At 60.3% G+C, this 16,116-nt stretch carries 19 protein-coding genes; 1 reads left to right on the forward strand and 18 read right to left on the reverse strand.

The window, feature by feature from the left end; all coding sequences use genetic code 11:
- Positions 1-117 precede the first annotated feature (117 nt).
- Genes AC07OD_RS13785 through AC07OD_RS13805 form a run of 5 tightly spaced genes read right to left on the reverse strand, consistent with a single transcriptional unit; the run spans position 118 to position 2,957 of the window.
- Positions 118-654, reverse strand: a complete 537-nt coding sequence (locus AC07OD_RS13785; protein ID WP_494597150.1) for a PD-(D/E)XK nuclease family protein — start codon at positions 652-654, stop codon at positions 118-120.
- A complete protein-coding gene (locus AC07OD_RS13790) occupies positions 647-1,111 on the reverse strand; it encodes a CFI-box-CTERM domain-containing protein (protein WP_494597152.1) in 465 nt (154 codons plus the stop codon). The genes AC07OD_RS13785 and AC07OD_RS13790 overlap by 8 nt, the downstream gene beginning before the upstream one ends.
- Positions 1,108-1,605, reverse strand: a complete 498-nt coding sequence (locus tag AC07OD_RS13795) for a hypothetical protein (protein ID WP_494597154.1) — start codon at positions 1,603-1,605, stop codon at positions 1,108-1,110. The genes AC07OD_RS13790 and AC07OD_RS13795 overlap by 4 nt, the downstream gene beginning before the upstream one ends.
- Positions 1,606-1,626: 21 nt before the next feature.
- Positions 1,627-1,923 (reverse strand): hypothetical protein, encoded by a 297-nt coding sequence (locus AC07OD_RS13800; RefSeq protein ID WP_494597156.1) that lies wholly within the window; start codon positions 1,921-1,923, stop codon positions 1,627-1,629.
- The gene (locus AC07OD_RS13805; protein WP_494597158.1) at positions 1,923-2,957 is read right to left on the reverse strand and encodes a PRTRC system protein D; all 1,035 of its coding nucleotides are present in this window, start codon (positions 2,955-2,957) and stop codon (positions 1,923-1,925) included. The genes AC07OD_RS13800 and AC07OD_RS13805 overlap by 1 nt, the downstream gene beginning before the upstream one ends.
- Before the next feature lie 1,211 nt (positions 2,958-4,168).
- Here AC07OD_RS13805 and AC07OD_RS13810 point away from each other — a divergent pair.
- The gene (locus tag AC07OD_RS13810) at positions 4,169-5,344 is read left to right on the forward strand and encodes an integrase domain-containing protein (RefSeq protein WP_494597160.1); all 1,176 of its coding nucleotides are present in this window, start codon (positions 4,169-4,171) and stop codon (positions 5,342-5,344) included.
- Here AC07OD_RS13810 and AC07OD_RS13815 read toward each other — a convergent pair.
- From AC07OD_RS13815 to AC07OD_RS13875, 13 genes are all read right to left on the reverse strand, one after another.
- On the reverse strand, positions 5,339-5,692 hold the full coding sequence (locus AC07OD_RS13815; RefSeq protein ID WP_494597162.1) for an H-NS histone family protein: 354 nt from the start codon (positions 5,690-5,692) through the stop codon (positions 5,339-5,341). The genes AC07OD_RS13810 and AC07OD_RS13815 overlap by 6 nt on opposite strands.
- Before the next feature lie 314 nt (positions 5,693-6,006).
- Positions 6,007-6,843: a PRTRC system ThiF family protein gene (locus tag AC07OD_RS13820; RefSeq protein ID WP_494597164.1), complete on the reverse strand. Its 837-nt coding sequence runs from the start codon at positions 6,841-6,843 to the stop codon at positions 6,007-6,009.
- Positions 6,844-6,860: 17 nt separating this feature from the next.
- Positions 6,861-7,571: a PRTRC system protein A gene (locus tag AC07OD_RS13825; RefSeq protein WP_494597166.1), complete on the reverse strand. Its 711-nt coding sequence runs from the start codon at positions 7,569-7,571 to the stop codon at positions 6,861-6,863.
- Positions 7,568-8,308, reverse strand: coding sequence for a PRTRC system protein B (locus AC07OD_RS13830; RefSeq protein ID WP_494597168.1), 741 nt, complete (start codon positions 8,306-8,308; stop codon positions 7,568-7,570). Before AC07OD_RS13830 ends, AC07OD_RS13825 begins: the two co-directional genes overlap by 4 nt.
- A gap of 20 nt (positions 8,309-8,328) precedes the next feature.
- Complete coding sequence (locus tag AC07OD_RS13835; protein ID WP_494597170.1) at positions 8,329-9,357, reverse strand: PRTRC system protein F; 1,029 nt, start codon at positions 9,355-9,357, stop codon at positions 8,329-8,331.
- On the reverse strand, positions 9,354-9,806 hold the full coding sequence (locus tag AC07OD_RS13840; protein WP_494597172.1) for a PRTRC system protein C: 453 nt from the start codon (positions 9,804-9,806) through the stop codon (positions 9,354-9,356). Before AC07OD_RS13840 ends, AC07OD_RS13835 begins: the two co-directional genes overlap by 4 nt.
- A 99-nt stretch (positions 9,807-9,905) precedes the next feature.
- Complete coding sequence (locus AC07OD_RS13845; RefSeq protein WP_494597173.1) at positions 9,906-10,370, reverse strand: PRTRC system protein E; 465 nt, start codon at positions 10,368-10,370, stop codon at positions 9,906-9,908.
- 73 nt (positions 10,371-10,443) lie between these two features.
- Positions 10,444-12,225 (reverse strand): PRTRC system ParB family protein, encoded by a 1,782-nt coding sequence (locus AC07OD_RS13850; protein ID WP_494597175.1) that lies wholly within the window; start codon positions 12,223-12,225, stop codon positions 10,444-10,446.
- A gap of 114 nt (positions 12,226-12,339) precedes the next feature.
- The gene (locus tag AC07OD_RS13855) at positions 12,340-12,567 is read right to left on the reverse strand and encodes a hypothetical protein (RefSeq protein WP_494597177.1); all 228 of its coding nucleotides are present in this window, start codon (positions 12,565-12,567) and stop codon (positions 12,340-12,342) included.
- Positions 12,568-12,643: 76 nt separating this feature from the next.
- Entirely contained in the window at positions 12,644-13,192 is a 549-nt protein-coding gene (locus tag AC07OD_RS13860; RefSeq protein WP_494597179.1) for a hypothetical protein, read from the reverse strand.
- Between the two features lie 75 nt (positions 13,193-13,267).
- Positions 13,268-13,804, reverse strand: a complete 537-nt coding sequence (locus AC07OD_RS13865) for an adenine nucleotide alpha hydrolase family protein (protein ID WP_494597181.1) — start codon at positions 13,802-13,804, stop codon at positions 13,268-13,270.
- 2 nt (positions 13,805-13,806) lie between these two features.
- Positions 13,807-14,421 (reverse strand): hypothetical protein, encoded by a 615-nt coding sequence (locus tag AC07OD_RS13870; protein WP_494597182.1) that lies wholly within the window; start codon positions 14,419-14,421, stop codon positions 13,807-13,809.
- 255 nt (positions 14,422-14,676) lie between these two features.
- Positions 14,677-16,098 (reverse strand): MFS transporter, encoded by a 1,422-nt coding sequence (locus AC07OD_RS13875; protein ID WP_494597184.1) that lies wholly within the window; start codon positions 16,096-16,098, stop codon positions 14,677-14,679.
- Positions 16,099-16,116 lie beyond the last annotated feature (18 nt).

Here is a 16,116-nt window from a genome sequence, read left to right on the forward strand (position 1 = left end):
TATGAACACGCAGATTCATTGGATTTGAAGTTCCTTCGCGTCTGATTGTCTGAATGTCTGCTTGTGGCGAACGCAGCCGGTCACCACCAGCAAACTGGTCAATCGCATCACAATTGGTCAACTCAGCCGGGAAACGCAGCAACAAGAGGTCCAGCATTCTTTGCTGAATTCACACTTTCTGCACAGTTGGCGCACACAGGTACGTCGTGGCTCAATATGCCCATCCAGAACTGCTTGACGGCGCACGATCAAAGCATCGACCTCGTTGTCATCCATGAGCTCGACTTTGTGGGATACGCGCCTGCCACCCTGAACGTCTACCACAACATATGCGCGAGTCAAGACCGGCTCTCCTGTCTGCCGCATGATCGCCACCCGCTGCGCTGACAGCTCGATCACATCGGACAGATAGGTTCGATTGATCCGACGGGTTTTCAGCTCGACCAGAACGAGCTGGTTGCCTGCTACCCGGTAAGCACGATCTACCCTTGCGGACAGTACAACTGGCCCCGGTGCGCGAAAGCGCGTTTCCGCGTACACCAGTGTGCCACGTTGTATTTCCCTGGGCATCCAGCGCTGATCGCTCCGCCTGGCACTCCACCACCAGAACAGGACGCCTGCCAGTATCAAGGCGACGAAAAAGAATTCAGCCATCTTTCCGCCCTCCCCTGCTGCTCTTCACTATCCGAGCTGTCATCCAAACGATTGGCTCGAGCAGCGCTCGCACTACCCAGGTGAGCTGCGGCCGCCCATCCAGTACACGGCATACCGACGGAGCGGTTCGATAGTAGACATAAATGAACACTCGCCCGAAGGGCAGAGCACGCAGGACCTGGTCGCGGAACTGTCTGAGCAATGCGGTTTCGGGGCCTTCACCGTACACCTGGGTGGCAATGAAGCAACGCCCCTTACGTTCTGCAAGTCCTTCCTGGTAGAAGCGCAAGTGCTCTTGATCCCCTCGGGCCATGTCGGCGCGCTGCTGTGCAGAGCGCCGCTGGCCGTACCGGTGCTCGAATTGCACCAACTGCTCGCAGACCCCCATCTGGGCGAGCTCAGATGCACTGACGCTGGGGCCGATGCTTCGGCTTACTCGGGTATTTGGGCGACTCATGGCGCACACCCTTCCCGTCGGCGCTCCGCATGCCAGAGAAAGTAATCCCGGTCCAAGAGGAAGCTCACTTCAGTTGCCTGCTGATCGCCTCGTTGGCATGCCAGCCATCCAACGGCCAGCCAGAACACGAGAGTAAAGACCAGCGCAGCCAGCGCTGCCCACCAGTCAAAGACCAGTCCGGACAACACCACTATGCCCAGGCCTGTCCCGACTAGCCCCCTGTTAGACCAGTTGAATGAGCCCTGCTCCAGATAAACCGTGCCATCGCCAATCGTGTGATTCACCAGCACGAGTATTTGCCGCGGCCTTGCTTGCTCGACAGCTACGCTCACCACATCGCCCAATCTGAGAGGATGGTCGAACTTTCCAATGGCAAGATCCATCAACCGACCTCGATCCAGTTCCAGCGAGAGGATATGGGCATCCGGTGCCGGGGATGCCTTCACGATGTCATGCACTCGCCCATGCATGAACAGGTAGTTCGTGTCATTCATTTCAGACTCTCCCATTGGTTTTCAGCTCTCCAGTGGAGAGGCAAATACATCCGTTGCTGCGGGCATTTGGAAGGCACTTCCTGTCGCCTCACTGTCCGCAGCCCCATTTCCACCCAGGGCAGGAGCAGCCTGGACCGAGAGTGCGGCCGGAATGGACTGACCCAGCACCCCTTCATGCGCCAGCAAACGCAAGCGGTTGATGCGCTTGGTACCTTTCTTAAAGCGGATCAAATCGTCATAGAGCTTGGGATCGTCTTCACGGTCGAGCTCGAACATCAAGCGAATAGTCTCCAGCTTGTGGATTACGCTGTCATCCATCACACACCTCCTTGATCAGCACCCGCCAGCGCGTTGCCACCGAAAAGCTTGGAGGCCTGGTTCATGCCGGCAATCTGGAAGCCCCGGACGTTGGCATGCAGCGGATCCTTCATTTCCAGAATCCGGTGCTTGGGAAAGGCCTCCTTCACGGCCTTCTTGAACAAGTAGGCGCCACCGCCGACCAGGATGATGTTCTGGAAGCTGTAGCTGGCCTCCACCCATCGCATCATTGAGGCCACCGCCTGCTGGGCGATGGAATGAGCGATGGGCATGGCTCGCGAGATGTCGTAGGCCTTCTGATAGATCACCGGGTTCTTGCCCGTGCGCAGCGCCAGATCGATCGCGTCAATGTCGTTGTAGGGTGTTCCGATGTCGTGCCCGATTTCGGCAGAGATCGCCTGCAGGATGTCGAAGACGCCGCGGTTCACCGAATGGCTCTTGGCCCGTACCAGACGCATGCCCCGGGCCACAAGCCAGTCGAAGGTACGCGAGCCTGGGTCAAGAATCAGACTCTGCTCCTTTTCGATGGTGCTGCCCTTCCCATGCTGGACCGCAAAATCGACCAACGCCCCCTGGGGCTGGGCAATCGCAAGGGCTTTGCGGACGAGCACGCTCTTGCCGCTTCCCAAATCGTGCGTCCCCGCGACCAGCTTTTCCAATGCGCTTTTCTTCGTGGCAAGTGCCGCGACGGGCAAACCAACAACCAATAGGTCGATCACGGGTTGCTTCATCATGGCCAGAGCCCCACGGAGCAACGCCATGTACTCGGGCGTCTCTATATAGCCATCATGCATCTGGGTCGACCGGAAAGTATCGGCCGCCAGTTCGACCTCCGGCCCGACTTCGTAGAAGAGGCCATTGATCGGGATCGCCACCGTCTTGCGCCGCTCGTAGCCTGGTTGGGTCGATGGCTCGCGCATGCTCGGGTAAGCAATCGAAGGGAAGCTGGCGCAGCGGATTTCGCTGCCCGATACGCTGCTGACGTATTTGGTATTGCCGAAGCCGACGTCAACGGCTCTGACGACATGTTCCATGAAGATTCTCCTGTGCAAGTTGGAAAGTGATCAGCATCCGCTGGGTGGCGCTGACCTTCCACACGGAAATCGCCTGAAAAACACTCGTTCTCGCACTCCATTTGCATTGGGGTTGCACTGCATCCGCCGGCAAACCTTGTCCAAGTCGACTACTTCGTGAGCGGCTTTTCCAATTGCTCCGTGTGTGACTACGGTCTCACTGGATTTGCCTGGGTCAAGCCCCTGGATTTCTGCGCAGCGCATCGATGACTTCCCCGCACCTGCTCGAAACCCTCACGGTCTGAACCAGAGGCCAAGCAAACGGTTGTCAAGCCCTTGCGCAGCCACATTCGTGCGGGCCGTTGAAAAATAAGCGTCCCTCACGTTGCAATTTCAAGGGCCATCCGCAAATGCCGCCGCTCAGGTGATTTGTGTGGTCAAGGCGCCGCCAGCTATTGACGATACGGCCGCATGGATGTCAACTACAGACTCCCGAGGCCCCCTGGCCTGCTCCATCGCGGAGCGAAAGGCGTTGCGGTCGTTACCCGCCTCTTCAAGCCCTGGCCCTTGAGTCAGGCTCGGCGTGAACCTCCGAGTTCATCCCCGAAGCTGTTTTCCCCGTAGAGCAATGCACGGCTTGGCTGGCAGTCGCTGCTAGACGTTCCTTGAGCACGCACCCTGCATTCGAGCAGTTCACCCGGTCGGCACCCGATGCCTGATCGCTGTTCCCGTCATCCCATCGAGCACGCGCACTGTGCGCAGCACACGGTTGTGTTGGCCCCTGTCGGGCTCCCCGGGTGTCCCCGCTCGTCAACCTGGCACTGCCCTGGACTTTTCGGTCAAGGGGCGGACCCATGCAGGTGGATGGCGCTACGTACCAAGGATTGATCCCCCAATGGCGTACAAGGCGCGACCTTGTGCGCTGATGCTCCCCCGTGTTCCTTGAGGCCGGGTTGCATCCCAAACCCTGTCAAGCGCAGAAATGCGCAAGCAGGACGGATCACTGTATTCATTTTTAAGACTGACCGAGCCGGTAGCCACACAGCCTCTGCGTGCCACCGGCAAAACCCTGGGTAGGCGGGCGTGCTCGTGGTCGCACGCCTTGCTGAAAAACACCTGACCACGCATTGCCAGCGCTCTGGAGTCCGCGCAGGCGATGAACCCAAGGATTCCAACCTATTCATGCCGTGCGCCGCCGGGACGGCCCATGGCGTTCATGCCGGAGAACTGTCATGTCCAGATTCAACCCACACCGCACACCCCGTCGCATCCAAGGCTCTCGCGGCGCATGGCGCGACACCCAGCAGCCGCGCCGCCAGCAAGAACGCGCCACGCTGCCACCCGCCGAAGCGCTTGCCCGCCTGCGGCCCGGCCATGCCGACCCGATGGAGGTGCTCGATCTCCTGATCAGCCTCTACAACACCCAGCACACCGCGCTGGAAAAAACCGTGTCGCACAAGACACGGCAAGAGCGGGGGGACTTCCTGCGGCGGTTCTTCCGTGACCTGCGCCAGAAAGCGGGCTTCAAGACAGTGCCCGACCCACGCAACCTGGGCGAGCGCCACATCCGAGCCATGGCTGTCGTGTGGCAGAAAGAGCGGCTGGCGCCAGCAACGATCCAGACGTACCTGAGCTTTCTGCGAGGGCTAGCGCAGTGGCTCGACAAGCCGGGGTTCATCCGCAAACCCGCCCACTACGGCCTGACACCCGCTCAGTACCAACGCCACGAGTATGCGCAACGGGACAAGAGCTGGACCGCAGCAGGTATTAGCATTGATGAACTGGTGAATAAGGTATGCGCCTATGACCGCTATGTGGGTGCTTCGCTCAAGCTGATGCGGACGATGGGCCTGCGGCGCAAGGAATCAGTGATGTTTCTTCCGCACCGCTGCGTCGTGCCCTTCGAGGCCACGGGACTGCCGCCTGAGCAACGCTGCGCCGATCTGTACGTGCGAATCAAGGAAGGGGCGAAGGGCGGCAGGCTGCGCTTCGTGCCGCTGGATTCGCCCGAGCGCATAGCGGCCCTGGAGTTTGCCCAGGCCGTGGCCAAGGGCGAGGATGCCCACATGGGCGACCCGCGCCACAGCCTGCTTCACAACCTGCGGCGCTTTGACTACATCATGGCGCGCTTTCACATTACCCGCGAAGGGCTGGGGGCCACCTCCCACGGGCTGCGCCATGAGGCCGCGATCGACCGCTATATGGCCGAGTCTGACGGCATCGCGCCGCCAGTGCGCGGTGGAGGGGCAGTCCCTGCCGAGGTCGATGATGCTGCAAGGCTGTCGGTGGCACAACTGGCTGGGCACTACCGCCTGCGCTCGGCGGGGGCCTACATCGGTTCGCCGCTACCAAAGCATGGCGATGACCGCAAGCCGCCCCGCGAGTCGGAGCCTGCACCAGCCTTATGAAGTAGCAGGAGGGGCCAGCAGATCGGCCTCGGTCTTGCCGCTGGCGAGCGCCTCGGTGAACCACTTCGGCCTGGGGCCGTAGCCTGACCATGTATGGCCTGCCTCATCCTGGTACTTGACACGGCGGGCTGGCGATTGGGCCTTTGGAGCCTTGTCACGCTTCCTGGGCTTGGCAATGTCCAGGCCCAGGTCGGCAGCAGTGAGGCCGTAGAACGCAATGGCCTCCTTCATACGGGCCACGACACCGGCCTTCTCCGCCGCCAGGGCTTGCTCACGCTCCTGCTGCAACTTGGCAATCTCGGCGTCGATTTCCTGGGCCGTGCGTTGAACCGTGCGTTTACGAACCATGGCAGCCTTCCCGGTAGGAGTGGATTGGAAGCGAAGTTGCGCGGCCCAGACATAGAGCCGGGCCGCTGGCCCAGTCTATAGCATGCCCCTTCTTTAGGCCACAGGCGAGACCTCGAAGTCCTCGTCCGGGTAGATGGCCGCACCACGCGAGTGAACGCCGTCCGGCATCATTTCCGCGACTTCGTCCTCGGACAAGCCATATTTGGACTAGGCAGCGCAGCGTGCCAGCGCCTCATTGGATTCAGTCACTCGCCCAACCTGGATGGTTTGCCCAGCCCGCCGTACGCGAACATTCCATTCCTGCATCGTCGCTGTCAAAGTGCGCCCTCCTCGGCGGTTTCGTATTCTGGTTCCTGGTGATCGTTGTCCTGATGCCGGAACCCAAACCGCGCCCAAGTGCGAGGATCGACCTCGATAGGGCCGACGCGCTTGGAGTCGAGATTGATCATGGCACCATGCTGGGTCAGCCGCCCCTTGGAGAACAGTTCGTAGAGAAGCTGCGCTCCGAAGCGGACCGCCACATCGTTGATGAATAGTCCCTGCGATGCCAGCGACACACGCACCGAGCAGGATGGCTGGTTGTCATCGGGGATGCTCTCGTCCAGCAGTTCGGGAAACAGCTCGGTCACACACGGCAGGCGAGGTTCCGGCTGGCTATCGAGGCGCCGGACGCCTTGCCCTAGTACGACCTGGGCTGTCGCCTCCGTGTTGCCGAGGTCGAGCCAGTAGCGGTAGGAATGGTTCCCGTCCGTGACAGCCTCATGCAGTACCCGCCGAGCCGAACGGCTGTCTACGCAACTGATCAGAATATCGACGCTCGGCGTTGAATAGCGTTCGGCCAGCATGGATTCGTAGCGCGTCGGATGGGCCGCCCAGTCCAGGCCGTAGAACTGGTTGAGGCGATGGACAGTCACGATTGCCTTGTGCCGACCGATGTCTGCGCGGCTGTAGAGTTGCCTGCCGACGTTGGCCTCGCTCACGGTGTCGGCGTCGAATGCCGACACATGCAGGCCGTAGGGATGGCCCAGCGCCTTCATGGCTATGTCCAGTCGAGCGAGACAGGCAGCCATTTGCGCACCGTTTCCGCCCATACCGACCAGATGAATGGTGACGCGGCGATCCAGGAGTCGAGGATCTATCAGGTGTTCCATGTGGGTGTCCTCCGGGTTCATCTGCGGCCAGGAAGTGGCCACCGACTCAGTATCCGGCGCAGCAGGCCGCCTTCAAGGGAGGGCTGGAAGGCAGGCGCTGGGCTGCTTTCGTTCGTGGGCATCCATGGGTGGGGCAAGGTACGGAACCGGCCATTGATCACCAGCCGGAATTCCGCAGCCGGCCTGGGCTGGTGCAGGCAACCGAACACCCCCGCCACCTTGATGCCCTGGTCGTCGTCATCGTCGATGTCCGACCAGAAAGGCCGGCTACAACCGTGGGTGTGCAGATCGACGGCCACGGTTTCGTCGGCCTCCATGCTGGGCACGCTGTATTCAATCCTTACCGGGGAGGATGCCAATGGCTCGCACAGCGCCAGCCGCAAACTCCCCCGCCGCCGCGAGTAGATCAGCACCCCGGCGACTTCGTTGGGCAGGCCGCACCGCCCTGCCTCGATGAACTCCTCGATCAGCCGAATAGGCAGCACGCCGAAGGCAAAGACCAAGCGCTCGGCAACACTGCCGTAGGGCAGGGGTAGCGGCAAGGCCGGGGCCAGTTCCTGAATGCAATCGAGCCAGTCGAGCTTGACCTGCACGAAAACCCCGTTGGCCGCGAGAATGATGCGCTGGCCGTTTTCCATCGGAGGCAAGCTGCCGAAGCGCGGCGCGGCGATGACCGGGCATGTGGCCTGCAACGCGCGGTCTCGGGCGTCGAGAGTCAGCGTCGTCATGCGCCCTCCTGAATGCCCAGCAGCACGCAGAGCGTGGTTTTGGCGTCCACCAGAACGCCCTGGGGAAATTTCTGAAAGCGGCCGTCCAGCATGTCGCGCCAGAAGGCGTAGGCACCGCCGCGGAATTTCACGAGCTTGCCTGGCACGTTGGGGTGGGTGAAGTAGGAATGCAGAAATGCGTCGTTCCAGGCAGTGATCTTCTCGACCGTCGTGCCCTCTGGCACCGGAACGTTGCCCTGGCAGATCGTGCCCTGGGCGTTCACATTGAAATACGGGGCCTGATACAGAGGTGTCTCCGGTGTCGGTCGGCGTGCGCCCTTGACGGCCCAGACCTTCCACACCCGCCCCGACGCCGCGAATACCAGCCCCGGATGCGGAACTGATGCCCCCCGTTCCTCGCCGCCAAAACCCTCGGCATGTTCCTTCCCCACCTTGAATGCGACGTGGTGGCAGGCTGGCGGCACCCACCAGACGATCAGGTCGCCAGACATATAGAGCACCGTTTCCGGCAGGAAGCCACCGTAGGCTGCGCGCTTGAGCAATGCGCGGGACAGCTCCATCGCAGCGCGGGGCGTCATCGCCTGCCCCACACCGATGATGGGCTCGCCATCCACCTCCTCGACTTCATGCACCGTGGCCAGCGCGCCGCCTTGGTCGTCGTCATAGATCAGCACCGCCTGGCTCAGACGCACGGTGCCGGTCGTCGGCGACTGTATGGAAAACTCGGCTTCGTTCATGATCGTGACCTCCATGACCATCAGTTTCCCGCCGACAGTCCGAAGATCAAGGCATCGATATGCCGCATCGCCACGAAGCGCACGGCCATGTCTCGTTGCCATGCGGAGAATGCGCCGGGGTCATCCAGCGGCATCTGCATCTGACCCATGGTTTCGACGTACTCGCCTTCATGAGCCATATTGATCAAGTCGTCGTATATCCGTGTGGTTACGTCCCCGGCCTCCCACGACAGAACCGCGCCAAAGCCGATGTACTCGCCCTCGATGTCGGGCCGAAAGCGGTCGTCCAAGTCTAGTGTCCCCAAGGCCAGCGCATGCTCGGCCAGTTCCCGCATCGGCCGGTCACAGGGCTTGCACAGACGCTTGACGGCGCGGCGCAAGAGCCTGCAGCACTGAGGCAGCTCCAGCCCTCGCGGCCAAGCCCTGGCCCATTCGGGATAGTCCTCCATGAGAGTCGCCTTGGACACCATGTCCGCCCGCATGGCCTCCCGCTCCTGCTCGTCGTCGCCACAGTTCATGTCGAGCGCAGCTTCCTCATCGTCCTCGCCGCACCAATACAGCATGGAAGCAATGTCAGAGGCGGTATCGGGCGTGAACACCGGATAGACCCAGGCGCTCTGCCTGCGCAGGACGTGCAGGATGACCGCGCCCAGGGCTGGCAGACGGCGATTGAGCGCAGTCAGCCCCTCCCCCACGGGCCACTCCTGCTCACGGCCTTCACCCCAGCATGCCTCCACACTGTGGACGTCCAGGTTGCGCTTGGGGTCGTTCGTGTTCCGGCTGAAATAGTCGCCGTTTTCTGAGAGAAGGTACAGGCCGAAGCGCGGTCGCAGGCAGTGCAAAGGGCCGATCTGGCGCTTGATCCATGCGCCGAGGGCTTGCCTGCAGGCATCGAGCGAATCCGCCCAGGTTGCTGGAACATCCACTTCGTCAAATGCCTGGGCTGTGAGCAGAAAGCGCGATACGCGCGCATTTGCGGCCAGCAGCGCGCCCGGCACGATAGTGCGCGGCACCTGGGCGCTGATGCGCGGAAGGGCGAGCGGCATCATGGCAACGGCACCAGCATTTCACTGGTCGGTAGGACACGCTCCGAATGCCCTTCTCGCGCCTCATGCAGCGAGTGGTACGCGAAAGCAGCCCATGACCTTGCCCGCTCCCTGGTGCCGCGGCGGTTGAGTGCCCGAGCGAGCCGGCCATCGCTGCCTGCGGCCCCTTGCGCCTCCGCCTGCGCCGCAGCCATCAGAGCCGTCAGGCGCTCCCCATTGTCGGTCGTGACCGCTTGCCCGGCCTTTCGGCCCTTCGTGCCCACGGCCTTGCGGAAGGTGTACTCCTGAACGCCCCCGACCACCTCCCCTGCCTGGATTTCCGCGCTGATCAGTTCGGAGTATTGGGCGCTGTAGAGGTCGCGCACTTCTTGTGGCGTCATGCCCGGAACGTCAGGCAGGGCAATGCCGTTGTAGCGGTAGACCCGCTGGATTTCGTTGATGGCTATCGTCATGGTTGGCTCCTGTCGTCTGGAGCCTCCCCCGTGGGAAGCTCCTTGGAACCAGTGTCCAGCCGCCCCGCCCTGTTTCAAGTCCGGGCCAGGACCGGGACATCAGCCAAACAGGTCGTAGGAGCGGGCGTCGCTGGTCGCAGCGGCTGGCGCGGCTGGAATCTCCGTACCGCTTTCATCGTCCTCCACCTCAATGGCTGGCAGCGTATTGGCGGGCGCTGGTTTGGTCTGTGCCGCAGCCGGCTTTGCCGCCTTGGCGGTGGCATCGCCCGCCCTCTTGACCGATGCGGACTTGGCCGCTTGCAGGACTTCGCGGGTCGCCTCGGCCTGCTCGGCCAAACTCTGGCGTGCCTCACGGTAGCCCTTGAGGGTCTGAACGAACTCAGCGTCGAACTCTGCGGGCGTGGCCGTCAGGCTCAGTGCCCGAGTCAGAGCGGGTTCGTCCATTTCTTTCTTGGGTTTCGGGATCACGTTGACAGTCATCCGCCCGGCCTTGTCATCGGCGCTGATGACCAGCGTCAGGGTGGCGCTAGATGCCAGTGCAAAAAGTTCCTCGAACATGGTCATGGCTTGCTCCTTGAAAAAATGCCTTCGAGTCCATGCTACGAAGGCATTCGAGGTTTTCCAGTGGTGGAGCGGATCAGGCCGGAAGGGCTTCCTCTTCGTCGGATTCATCTACCTCGCTCTCCCGCAATGGCGCTGTACCGTCATCCACCGGCGTGGTCCCCACGGCGCTTCGGGGATACTTCATGACCATCGGCACCGTTCCCTCGTAGGTAAAGCCCGTGACGGAAAGCAGTTCCTTGATGAACTCGCCCTTTTTCTTGGCCCGCGCCATCTTGTAGGTTGCTCCCATCTGGTTCATCAAGCCCACCTCCGCCGAGAGCGCCTCCAACTCGCTGATCGTGAAAAGCTCCATGAATGCGGTGTCCCACTTGAAGTACTTGCTCTCATCCACCTCAAGGTAGTTGAGCAGCTTCCCCAGATCGCTGGTATTGATGCCGAAGGCCGCAGAGGCAGTGACCGCCAGCGTCAATAGCTCCAGGTGCTGGCCGTCGATGGCATCCACTTCGCCCAGGAAGTGCCCGAAGCCCGTGCCCTCCATCGGACTGGCGGTCATCCGGTTCACGACCTGCCCGAACTCTATGGAGCGCACATCGCCCGCGTGCCCTGAGCGCGCCAGCGCCACCATGACGCGGCGATTGCGCTCTGGCTGCTGCATCAGTTCCTTAGCCACCCATTTACGCCATTGCATCAGGCGGTAGTCGATCACGCGCTGGGGTGTCTTGTTGGCCGGCGCAGAGAGCTTCGATGCAGCCGCTGCCAGGACAGGACGCCTGCGCGCATTCTCTGAGCTACCGGCATTAGCGTCAGTGCTCCCTTCTTCATCCTCCGATGGACTGGCGCGCTTGGCCTTGCGCCATGCAGACACCTTCAGACTGTTGCAGGCAGCATCGAAACAGAGCGACATAGTAACTTCGCCCTGGCTCCCAGGCAAAGCCGAGATGGCACAGCCAAAGGATGCACATCCTTGGCAGGCACTGTATTGCTCCGGCCCCACCCCCAACTCGCCATCCGCTGCGACGGGCAGTGGGGAAAAGCCATCAGAAGCCTTGACGATGTGAACCACGGGATACTGCTCGCACAGCCCCTTGGCCTTGGTTTCGATGGCCTGGACCGTCAACTCGTCGTAGTGAGTGGGGTGCTGGCAGAAGCCTTCGCCCAGGCTTTCGTCGAACAGGCCGGACTGGCGGGCCGAGTTGTGCGGGCAGGCCGAGCACTGCGCCGTGTCGAAGATCGCATCGGCCAGACGGCGGGCAAAGCGCCCAAGCTGCTCCTTGAGAACGCCTACTGGCACCTTGCGCTCAATGATGCCTGCCAGCACGCTGTCCTGCTTGTCGGGAGGAACACCGGCCAGCAGCTCGGCATGGCCCAACTGAATCTTGCGGTGGGTCAGCGCTTCCAGCACGGCGGGCGTGCAGGTCAGCAGCGCCAGCCGCCTCTCCAGCACCTCCGGCTTCCAGCCCAGCGAGGCGGCAGCCTCGGCCTTGTCGCCCTTGTAGCGCATCAGCCTACGCTGGGCGGCATGGGCTTCTTCCGCATGCGACATGCCGGCGCGGTGATGGTTCTCAATCGTCGCAAAGGCTTCGGCGTCCTCGTCGCTCAGCGTGTCGATGACCACCGGCATGTCGTAGTCGTCGCCAAACACGTTCTTTGCAGCGCGCCAGCGGCGCTCGCCCGCCACAATCTCGTAGAGGTCGGTGCCCGGAATGGGTCGGATGAAGATCGGCATGATGACGCGGCAAGCGGCTCGCAGGCCCGCCTCAAGCTCTGCCATCTCTTCGGGATCGAAGTAGGTTCGGGGGTTTTTGCCCTGCACGATGCGGCGCAGGGTCATGGTGGCGTTGGTGGGTGTGTCCATGAAACTCTCCTTGTCGGATACCTTCATGGTCTCGCGGAAGGGATGAGATTCAAGGTCTGGCGCTGCCCGCTCAGGCCACGCGGCTTCTGCCCTGCCTGAGTTCAACCTAGTGCGTCACGCGTCCTTGGTGCCTTCCACCAACTCATCCGCCGCCTGCTCTGCTCTGCGCAGACACAGCGCCAGCGAGCCTTCGTCGTGGTGCATGGCGTTGAGTTCGCATTGCTTGTCGGGACTGATCTGGTTCCATGCCCGCAAGGCCCTGCGCAAGAGCCCTGCCACTTCGGACAGGCTGCGCCGATCATCTTGGCTAATGCGTCCCAATAGCTGCTGCTCCAGTGGCATTGTCGAGTTCCTCCTATGTGTACGCGCCCCATCGTCACCCCAAAACAAGTGTGTTCAAGATCAGCGCCTGTGCCGCCTAAGCCATTGCAGAGCGATTGGAGCCGTGTCGAGCAAGCATCATCTGCTCATAGCGCGCCATGACCGACTCGCCGTCAACGAAGTCCACGGCGATGTCCACCGTTTCCGCAACACGCCGCCGTATGGACGCCAGATGCCGGGCCTCGGCGTTCGTCGGCAGGCATGTCGGCCAACCGGACTGGTACAGCAGATGCGCGGGGATTTCCGCTTCGGCCTCCTGCCGCGACGCGGCACGCTCCTTGGCCTCGGCAAGCTGCGACCGGAGAACGGGTGTGAGCAGCGCCGGAGCGACATCCCCTAGCCAGTAGCCGGATTGAAAAGAGAACGTGCTGAGCGCTTCGAGCTGCACCAACTCGGTGTAGATCTCGGCGTTGTCTTCGCAACGCGAAGCCGCCAGGAGATCCCCACGTGAGGCGAGTACGCAGAAGGCACAGGAAACTCGTGAGCTTCCATAGATACGGTAGGCCTCGTGCAATACGCCCCCACGCTGGGCAATGTAGTCGAGCACATCCTGGCGCGGCCAGTGAATGATGGCATTCCATGCCAACCCCACGCCTCGCACACGCGAAAGGCCCGAATCCCGTTTCGCCACAGGCTGGCGCGCCCTGGCCGTACTTTCTTCCTAGCGCAGCCCAACCGCTGAAACCACCGGCCCAGCCGGGTGCCGTGCTCGGATCGCCCGCGCGATGATCTGTGATTTCATCTCGCTGGTACAAAAACGATGCGTTGCCGAGCTCCACGGCATGATGAGCTTCACGCATGCCAGCGTGCGATAGCGTTCGAGATTGGCCGTCCAGCGCGAGTGCCAGCGGTCGAGCATATCGCCTGCGGGTCGGCGCACGGTCACCAGTTCCCAGCCCAGGCGCTGCGCCAGCCGCTCGCATACAGGGGCCGAGTCGCGCCACTCGATGCGCCCCAGATCGGCATGGATTAGTGCCCTCACGCCACTGTGGCCCAGGGCATCGAGATGCTCCTGTACCCGATAGGCCAGCGCCTGGCTATCCTTGCCTCCACTGACGCCCACATACGCCGGGGCGTTGCCCGCAAGCGCCAGCTCAATCATGGGGTCAGGCGCGATGCTGAAGCGCCCCGCCACCGCACTACTGCAGCGCGCCGACGCAACGGATGGCGCAAAGCCGGGCAGTTCGATCTGCTGCATGATCAGACACCAGCCTCTGGCCGGAGCAGCGTATCCGCTTGGGCGGAACGACTGCGCCCGACAAAACGCTGCAGGCGCTGGCGTAGTGCGCGTTCTTCTTCGGGAAAGCGCGTGAGATTCAGATCTTGTGCTTCACAACCCCACCAGAGGGCAGCGTATTCGGAGGTCACGCCGTTGTAGCCACAGTTGGGGCCATCGGCGTCGAACGCCGCACACATACGGCGGATCGCCTCTCGGTGCGACAGTCTGCGTACCGACAGCAGCACCGCCGGATTCCAGACAACCCAGACATTGCCGCCCCACCCTCGCACCGCATCCGAACCCGTACGCAGGAAAAATCCATCCCATGGGTTGTCGCCCTCACCCTGGCCTTCATCGCTTCCGATTCCGTCAGCCCAGCGCGCAGACGGTGCCAGCCATGCCTCAAGCACGCAGCCGCCTGTCTCGTACGTACCGTATTCATACGACACCGTGATGGACTCGCTGAGGCAAACACCTGTGCCGGTATAGCTGCGTGAGCGCCCGCGTCGAAAGCCCGTACGCAGGATATGCCGGGCACTAGACTCACGGGTTCCGTGATACAGCGGGCCAATTGGTGTGGCGTTCTGTGTTTCCATACGACCAGAATCATCTGGGCCGCAGCGCTTTCAAGCCCCTATCTGGCGCGAGGATCAAGGAATTCTCGCTAGCGTGTGCACCTGACTGTAGTGCTCGGACCCAGAATGCTTTGCTTCTTACCTATATTGTCGTAGCTTGCTCGCATCGCAATCGCAGCCCGAGGGGATTTGCGCACAGAATCCTTAGGAAAAAGCTACCGAAAAATCAATTGAAACCATTAATATTCCATTTTTAAATACTTGTCCGGGATCATTTCATCTGGGCTTCTGATAAACCGCAGCATAAAACGCTCGCGCGCAAAACAGCAAAACAATCGATGTTGCAATTAATGAGATGCTGAAATATTTCAGCGAAATAAAAGTAACCACATCGTCATGCACGACAACCAATCCAAAGACCGCAACCCCAAAGGCACCAGCTATCTGACGCGCAAAATTTATAACGCCAGATATCATACCTCCTTGTTCCGGCCCGATGGTCTGCAAAGCCGTCGCCGTGATCATTGGAGTGATCAGACCAACGCCAAATGAAATGAGTGTAAGAGCCGGAAGCATTAGCCAATATTCTCGCAGCATGGAGGGCAGAGCGAGCAAAAGCGCACCAGATATCAAAACACAAAGCCCAATAACAATCGAATATCCCGGGCTTCTATCTCGACTCAGTTTTCCGCTGAGAATATTTGCAGCAATCAATGGAAGAGTTACTGGAATGAATGCAAGACCTGCCTGGAACGCATTCATTTTAAATGCATCGCGAAAGTACAAACTTGCGTAGAATACAATGCCAAAATAAAGAAAATTTACTGCAACCCCCACTATGAGCGCACGTTGAAGCGATCTATCTGCGAATAAATCAATTGGTATAGCAGGCTCTGATATTCTCTTTTCAATTCGGATGAAAAAAATGAAACCGGCGACTGCTGCTGCGCACAACACACCCACCAAAATCAAAGAGAGGTCAGTGTAATTAATAATCAACAACAGCAACGAAGCTGATGACACAAATAAAAAGAATTGACCTGCCCAATCATTTTTACGGAAAGCCGCCTTCGGTGGCGCTTGAACAAAGCGAGCCGTTAGAAATATACCGAGCAAACAAACGGGGAGATTTATAAAAAATATATATTGCCAAGTAGCAAAAGATGTAATTATCCCTCCAACAATTGGGCCTGACGTTAACCCAATGCCTCCAAAGGCCATCCAAATTGAAAGCATTGTCAGCCGCAGCGCCTGCTGGCCAGAGAATGACCAATTTATGACCGCTAGGGAGTTGGGCACGATAATGGCAGCGCCGATGCCTTGAATACATCTCGAGCCAAGCAAAAAGGAGATGTTAGGAGCAAGACTGCAAGCCAACGATCCGGCAAAAAAGATGGAATATCCGATTATGAGAAAACGCTTACTACCGTAGCGGTCGCCGAGAATTCCAGATGAAAGAAGTAAGACTGAAAATACCAGAGTATAGGCATTGACAATCCATTGGAGCATCGCAACGTCGATTTCATAATATGCCTGCAGGGCAGGCAAACTGAGATTAACAATCGACACATCAAGCTGCACGACGAAATACCCCATCGATGCGGCGCACATGATAAGCACAACCCGCCAGGAATCTTTTGGTATCGTGGCATCTTTGATGGGCTCTTTAGTATTCAATTTTAATTGAGATGTGGTCATGGCTAATCAACGAGTTCT

The sequence above is a fragment of the Acidovorax sp. GW821-FHT10E03 genome (assembly GCF_059415205.1).

Bases quoted from the DNA above. Each gene is read 5' to 3' on its own strand.
- AC07OD_RS13865 (WP_494597181.1), bottom strand. From the start codon at position 13,804: ATGCAGCAGATCGAACTGCCCGGCTTTGCGCCATCCGTTGCGTCGGCG.
- AC07OD_RS13870 (WP_494597182.1), bottom strand. From the start codon at position 14,421: ATGGAAACACAGAACGCCACACCAATTGGCCCGCTGTATCACGGAACC.
- AC07OD_RS13810 (WP_494597160.1), top strand. From the start codon at position 4,169: ATGTCCAGATTCAACCCACACCGCACACCCCGTCGCATCCAAGGCTCT.
- AC07OD_RS13835 (WP_494597170.1), bottom strand. From the start codon at position 9,357: ATGATGCCGCTCGCCCTTCCGCGCATCAGCGCCCAGGTGCCGCGCACT.
- AC07OD_RS13840 (WP_494597172.1), bottom strand. From the start codon at position 9,806: ATGACGATAGCCATCAACGAAATCCAGCGGGTCTACCGCTACAACGGC.
- AC07OD_RS13815 (WP_494597162.1), bottom strand. From the start codon at position 5,692: ATGGTTCGTAAACGCACGGTTCAACGCACGGCCCAGGAAATCGACGCC.
- AC07OD_RS13785 (WP_494597150.1), bottom strand. From the start codon at position 654: ATGGCTGAATTCTTTTTCGTCGCCTTGATACTGGCAGGCGTCCTGTTC.
- AC07OD_RS13790 (WP_494597152.1), bottom strand. From the start codon at position 1,111: ATGAGTCGCCCAAATACCCGAGTAAGCCGAAGCATCGGCCCCAGCGTC.
- AC07OD_RS13820 (WP_494597164.1), bottom strand. From the start codon at position 6,843: ATGGAACACCTGATAGATCCTCGACTCCTGGATCGCCGCGTCACCATT.
- AC07OD_RS13825 (WP_494597166.1), bottom strand. From the start codon at position 7,571: ATGACGACGCTGACTCTCGACGCCCGAGACCGCGCGTTGCAGGCCACA.
- AC07OD_RS13795 (WP_494597154.1), bottom strand. From the start codon at position 1,605: ATGAATGACACGAACTACCTGTTCATGCATGGGCGAGTGCATGACATC.
- AC07OD_RS13805 (WP_494597158.1), bottom strand. From the start codon at position 2,957: ATGGAACATGTCGTCAGAGCCGTTGACGTCGGCTTCGGCAATACCAAA.
- AC07OD_RS13875 (WP_494597184.1), bottom strand. From the start codon at position 16,098: ATGACCACATCTCAATTAAAATTGAATACTAAAGAGCCCATCAAAGAT.
- AC07OD_RS13800 (WP_494597156.1), bottom strand. From the start codon at position 1,923: ATGGATGACAGCGTAATCCACAAGCTGGAGACTATTCGCTTGATGTTC.
- AC07OD_RS13845 (WP_494597173.1), bottom strand. From the start codon at position 10,370: ATGACCATGTTCGAGGAACTTTTTGCACTGGCATCTAGCGCCACCCTG.
- AC07OD_RS13855 (WP_494597177.1), bottom strand. From the start codon at position 12,567: ATGCCACTGGAGCAGCAGCTATTGGGACGCATTAGCCAAGATGATCGG.
- AC07OD_RS13830 (WP_494597168.1), bottom strand. From the start codon at position 8,308: ATGAACGAAGCCGAGTTTTCCATACAGTCGCCGACGACCGGCACCGTG.
- AC07OD_RS13850 (WP_494597175.1), bottom strand. From the start codon at position 12,225: ATGGACACACCCACCAACGCCACCATGACCCTGCGCCGCATCGTGCAG.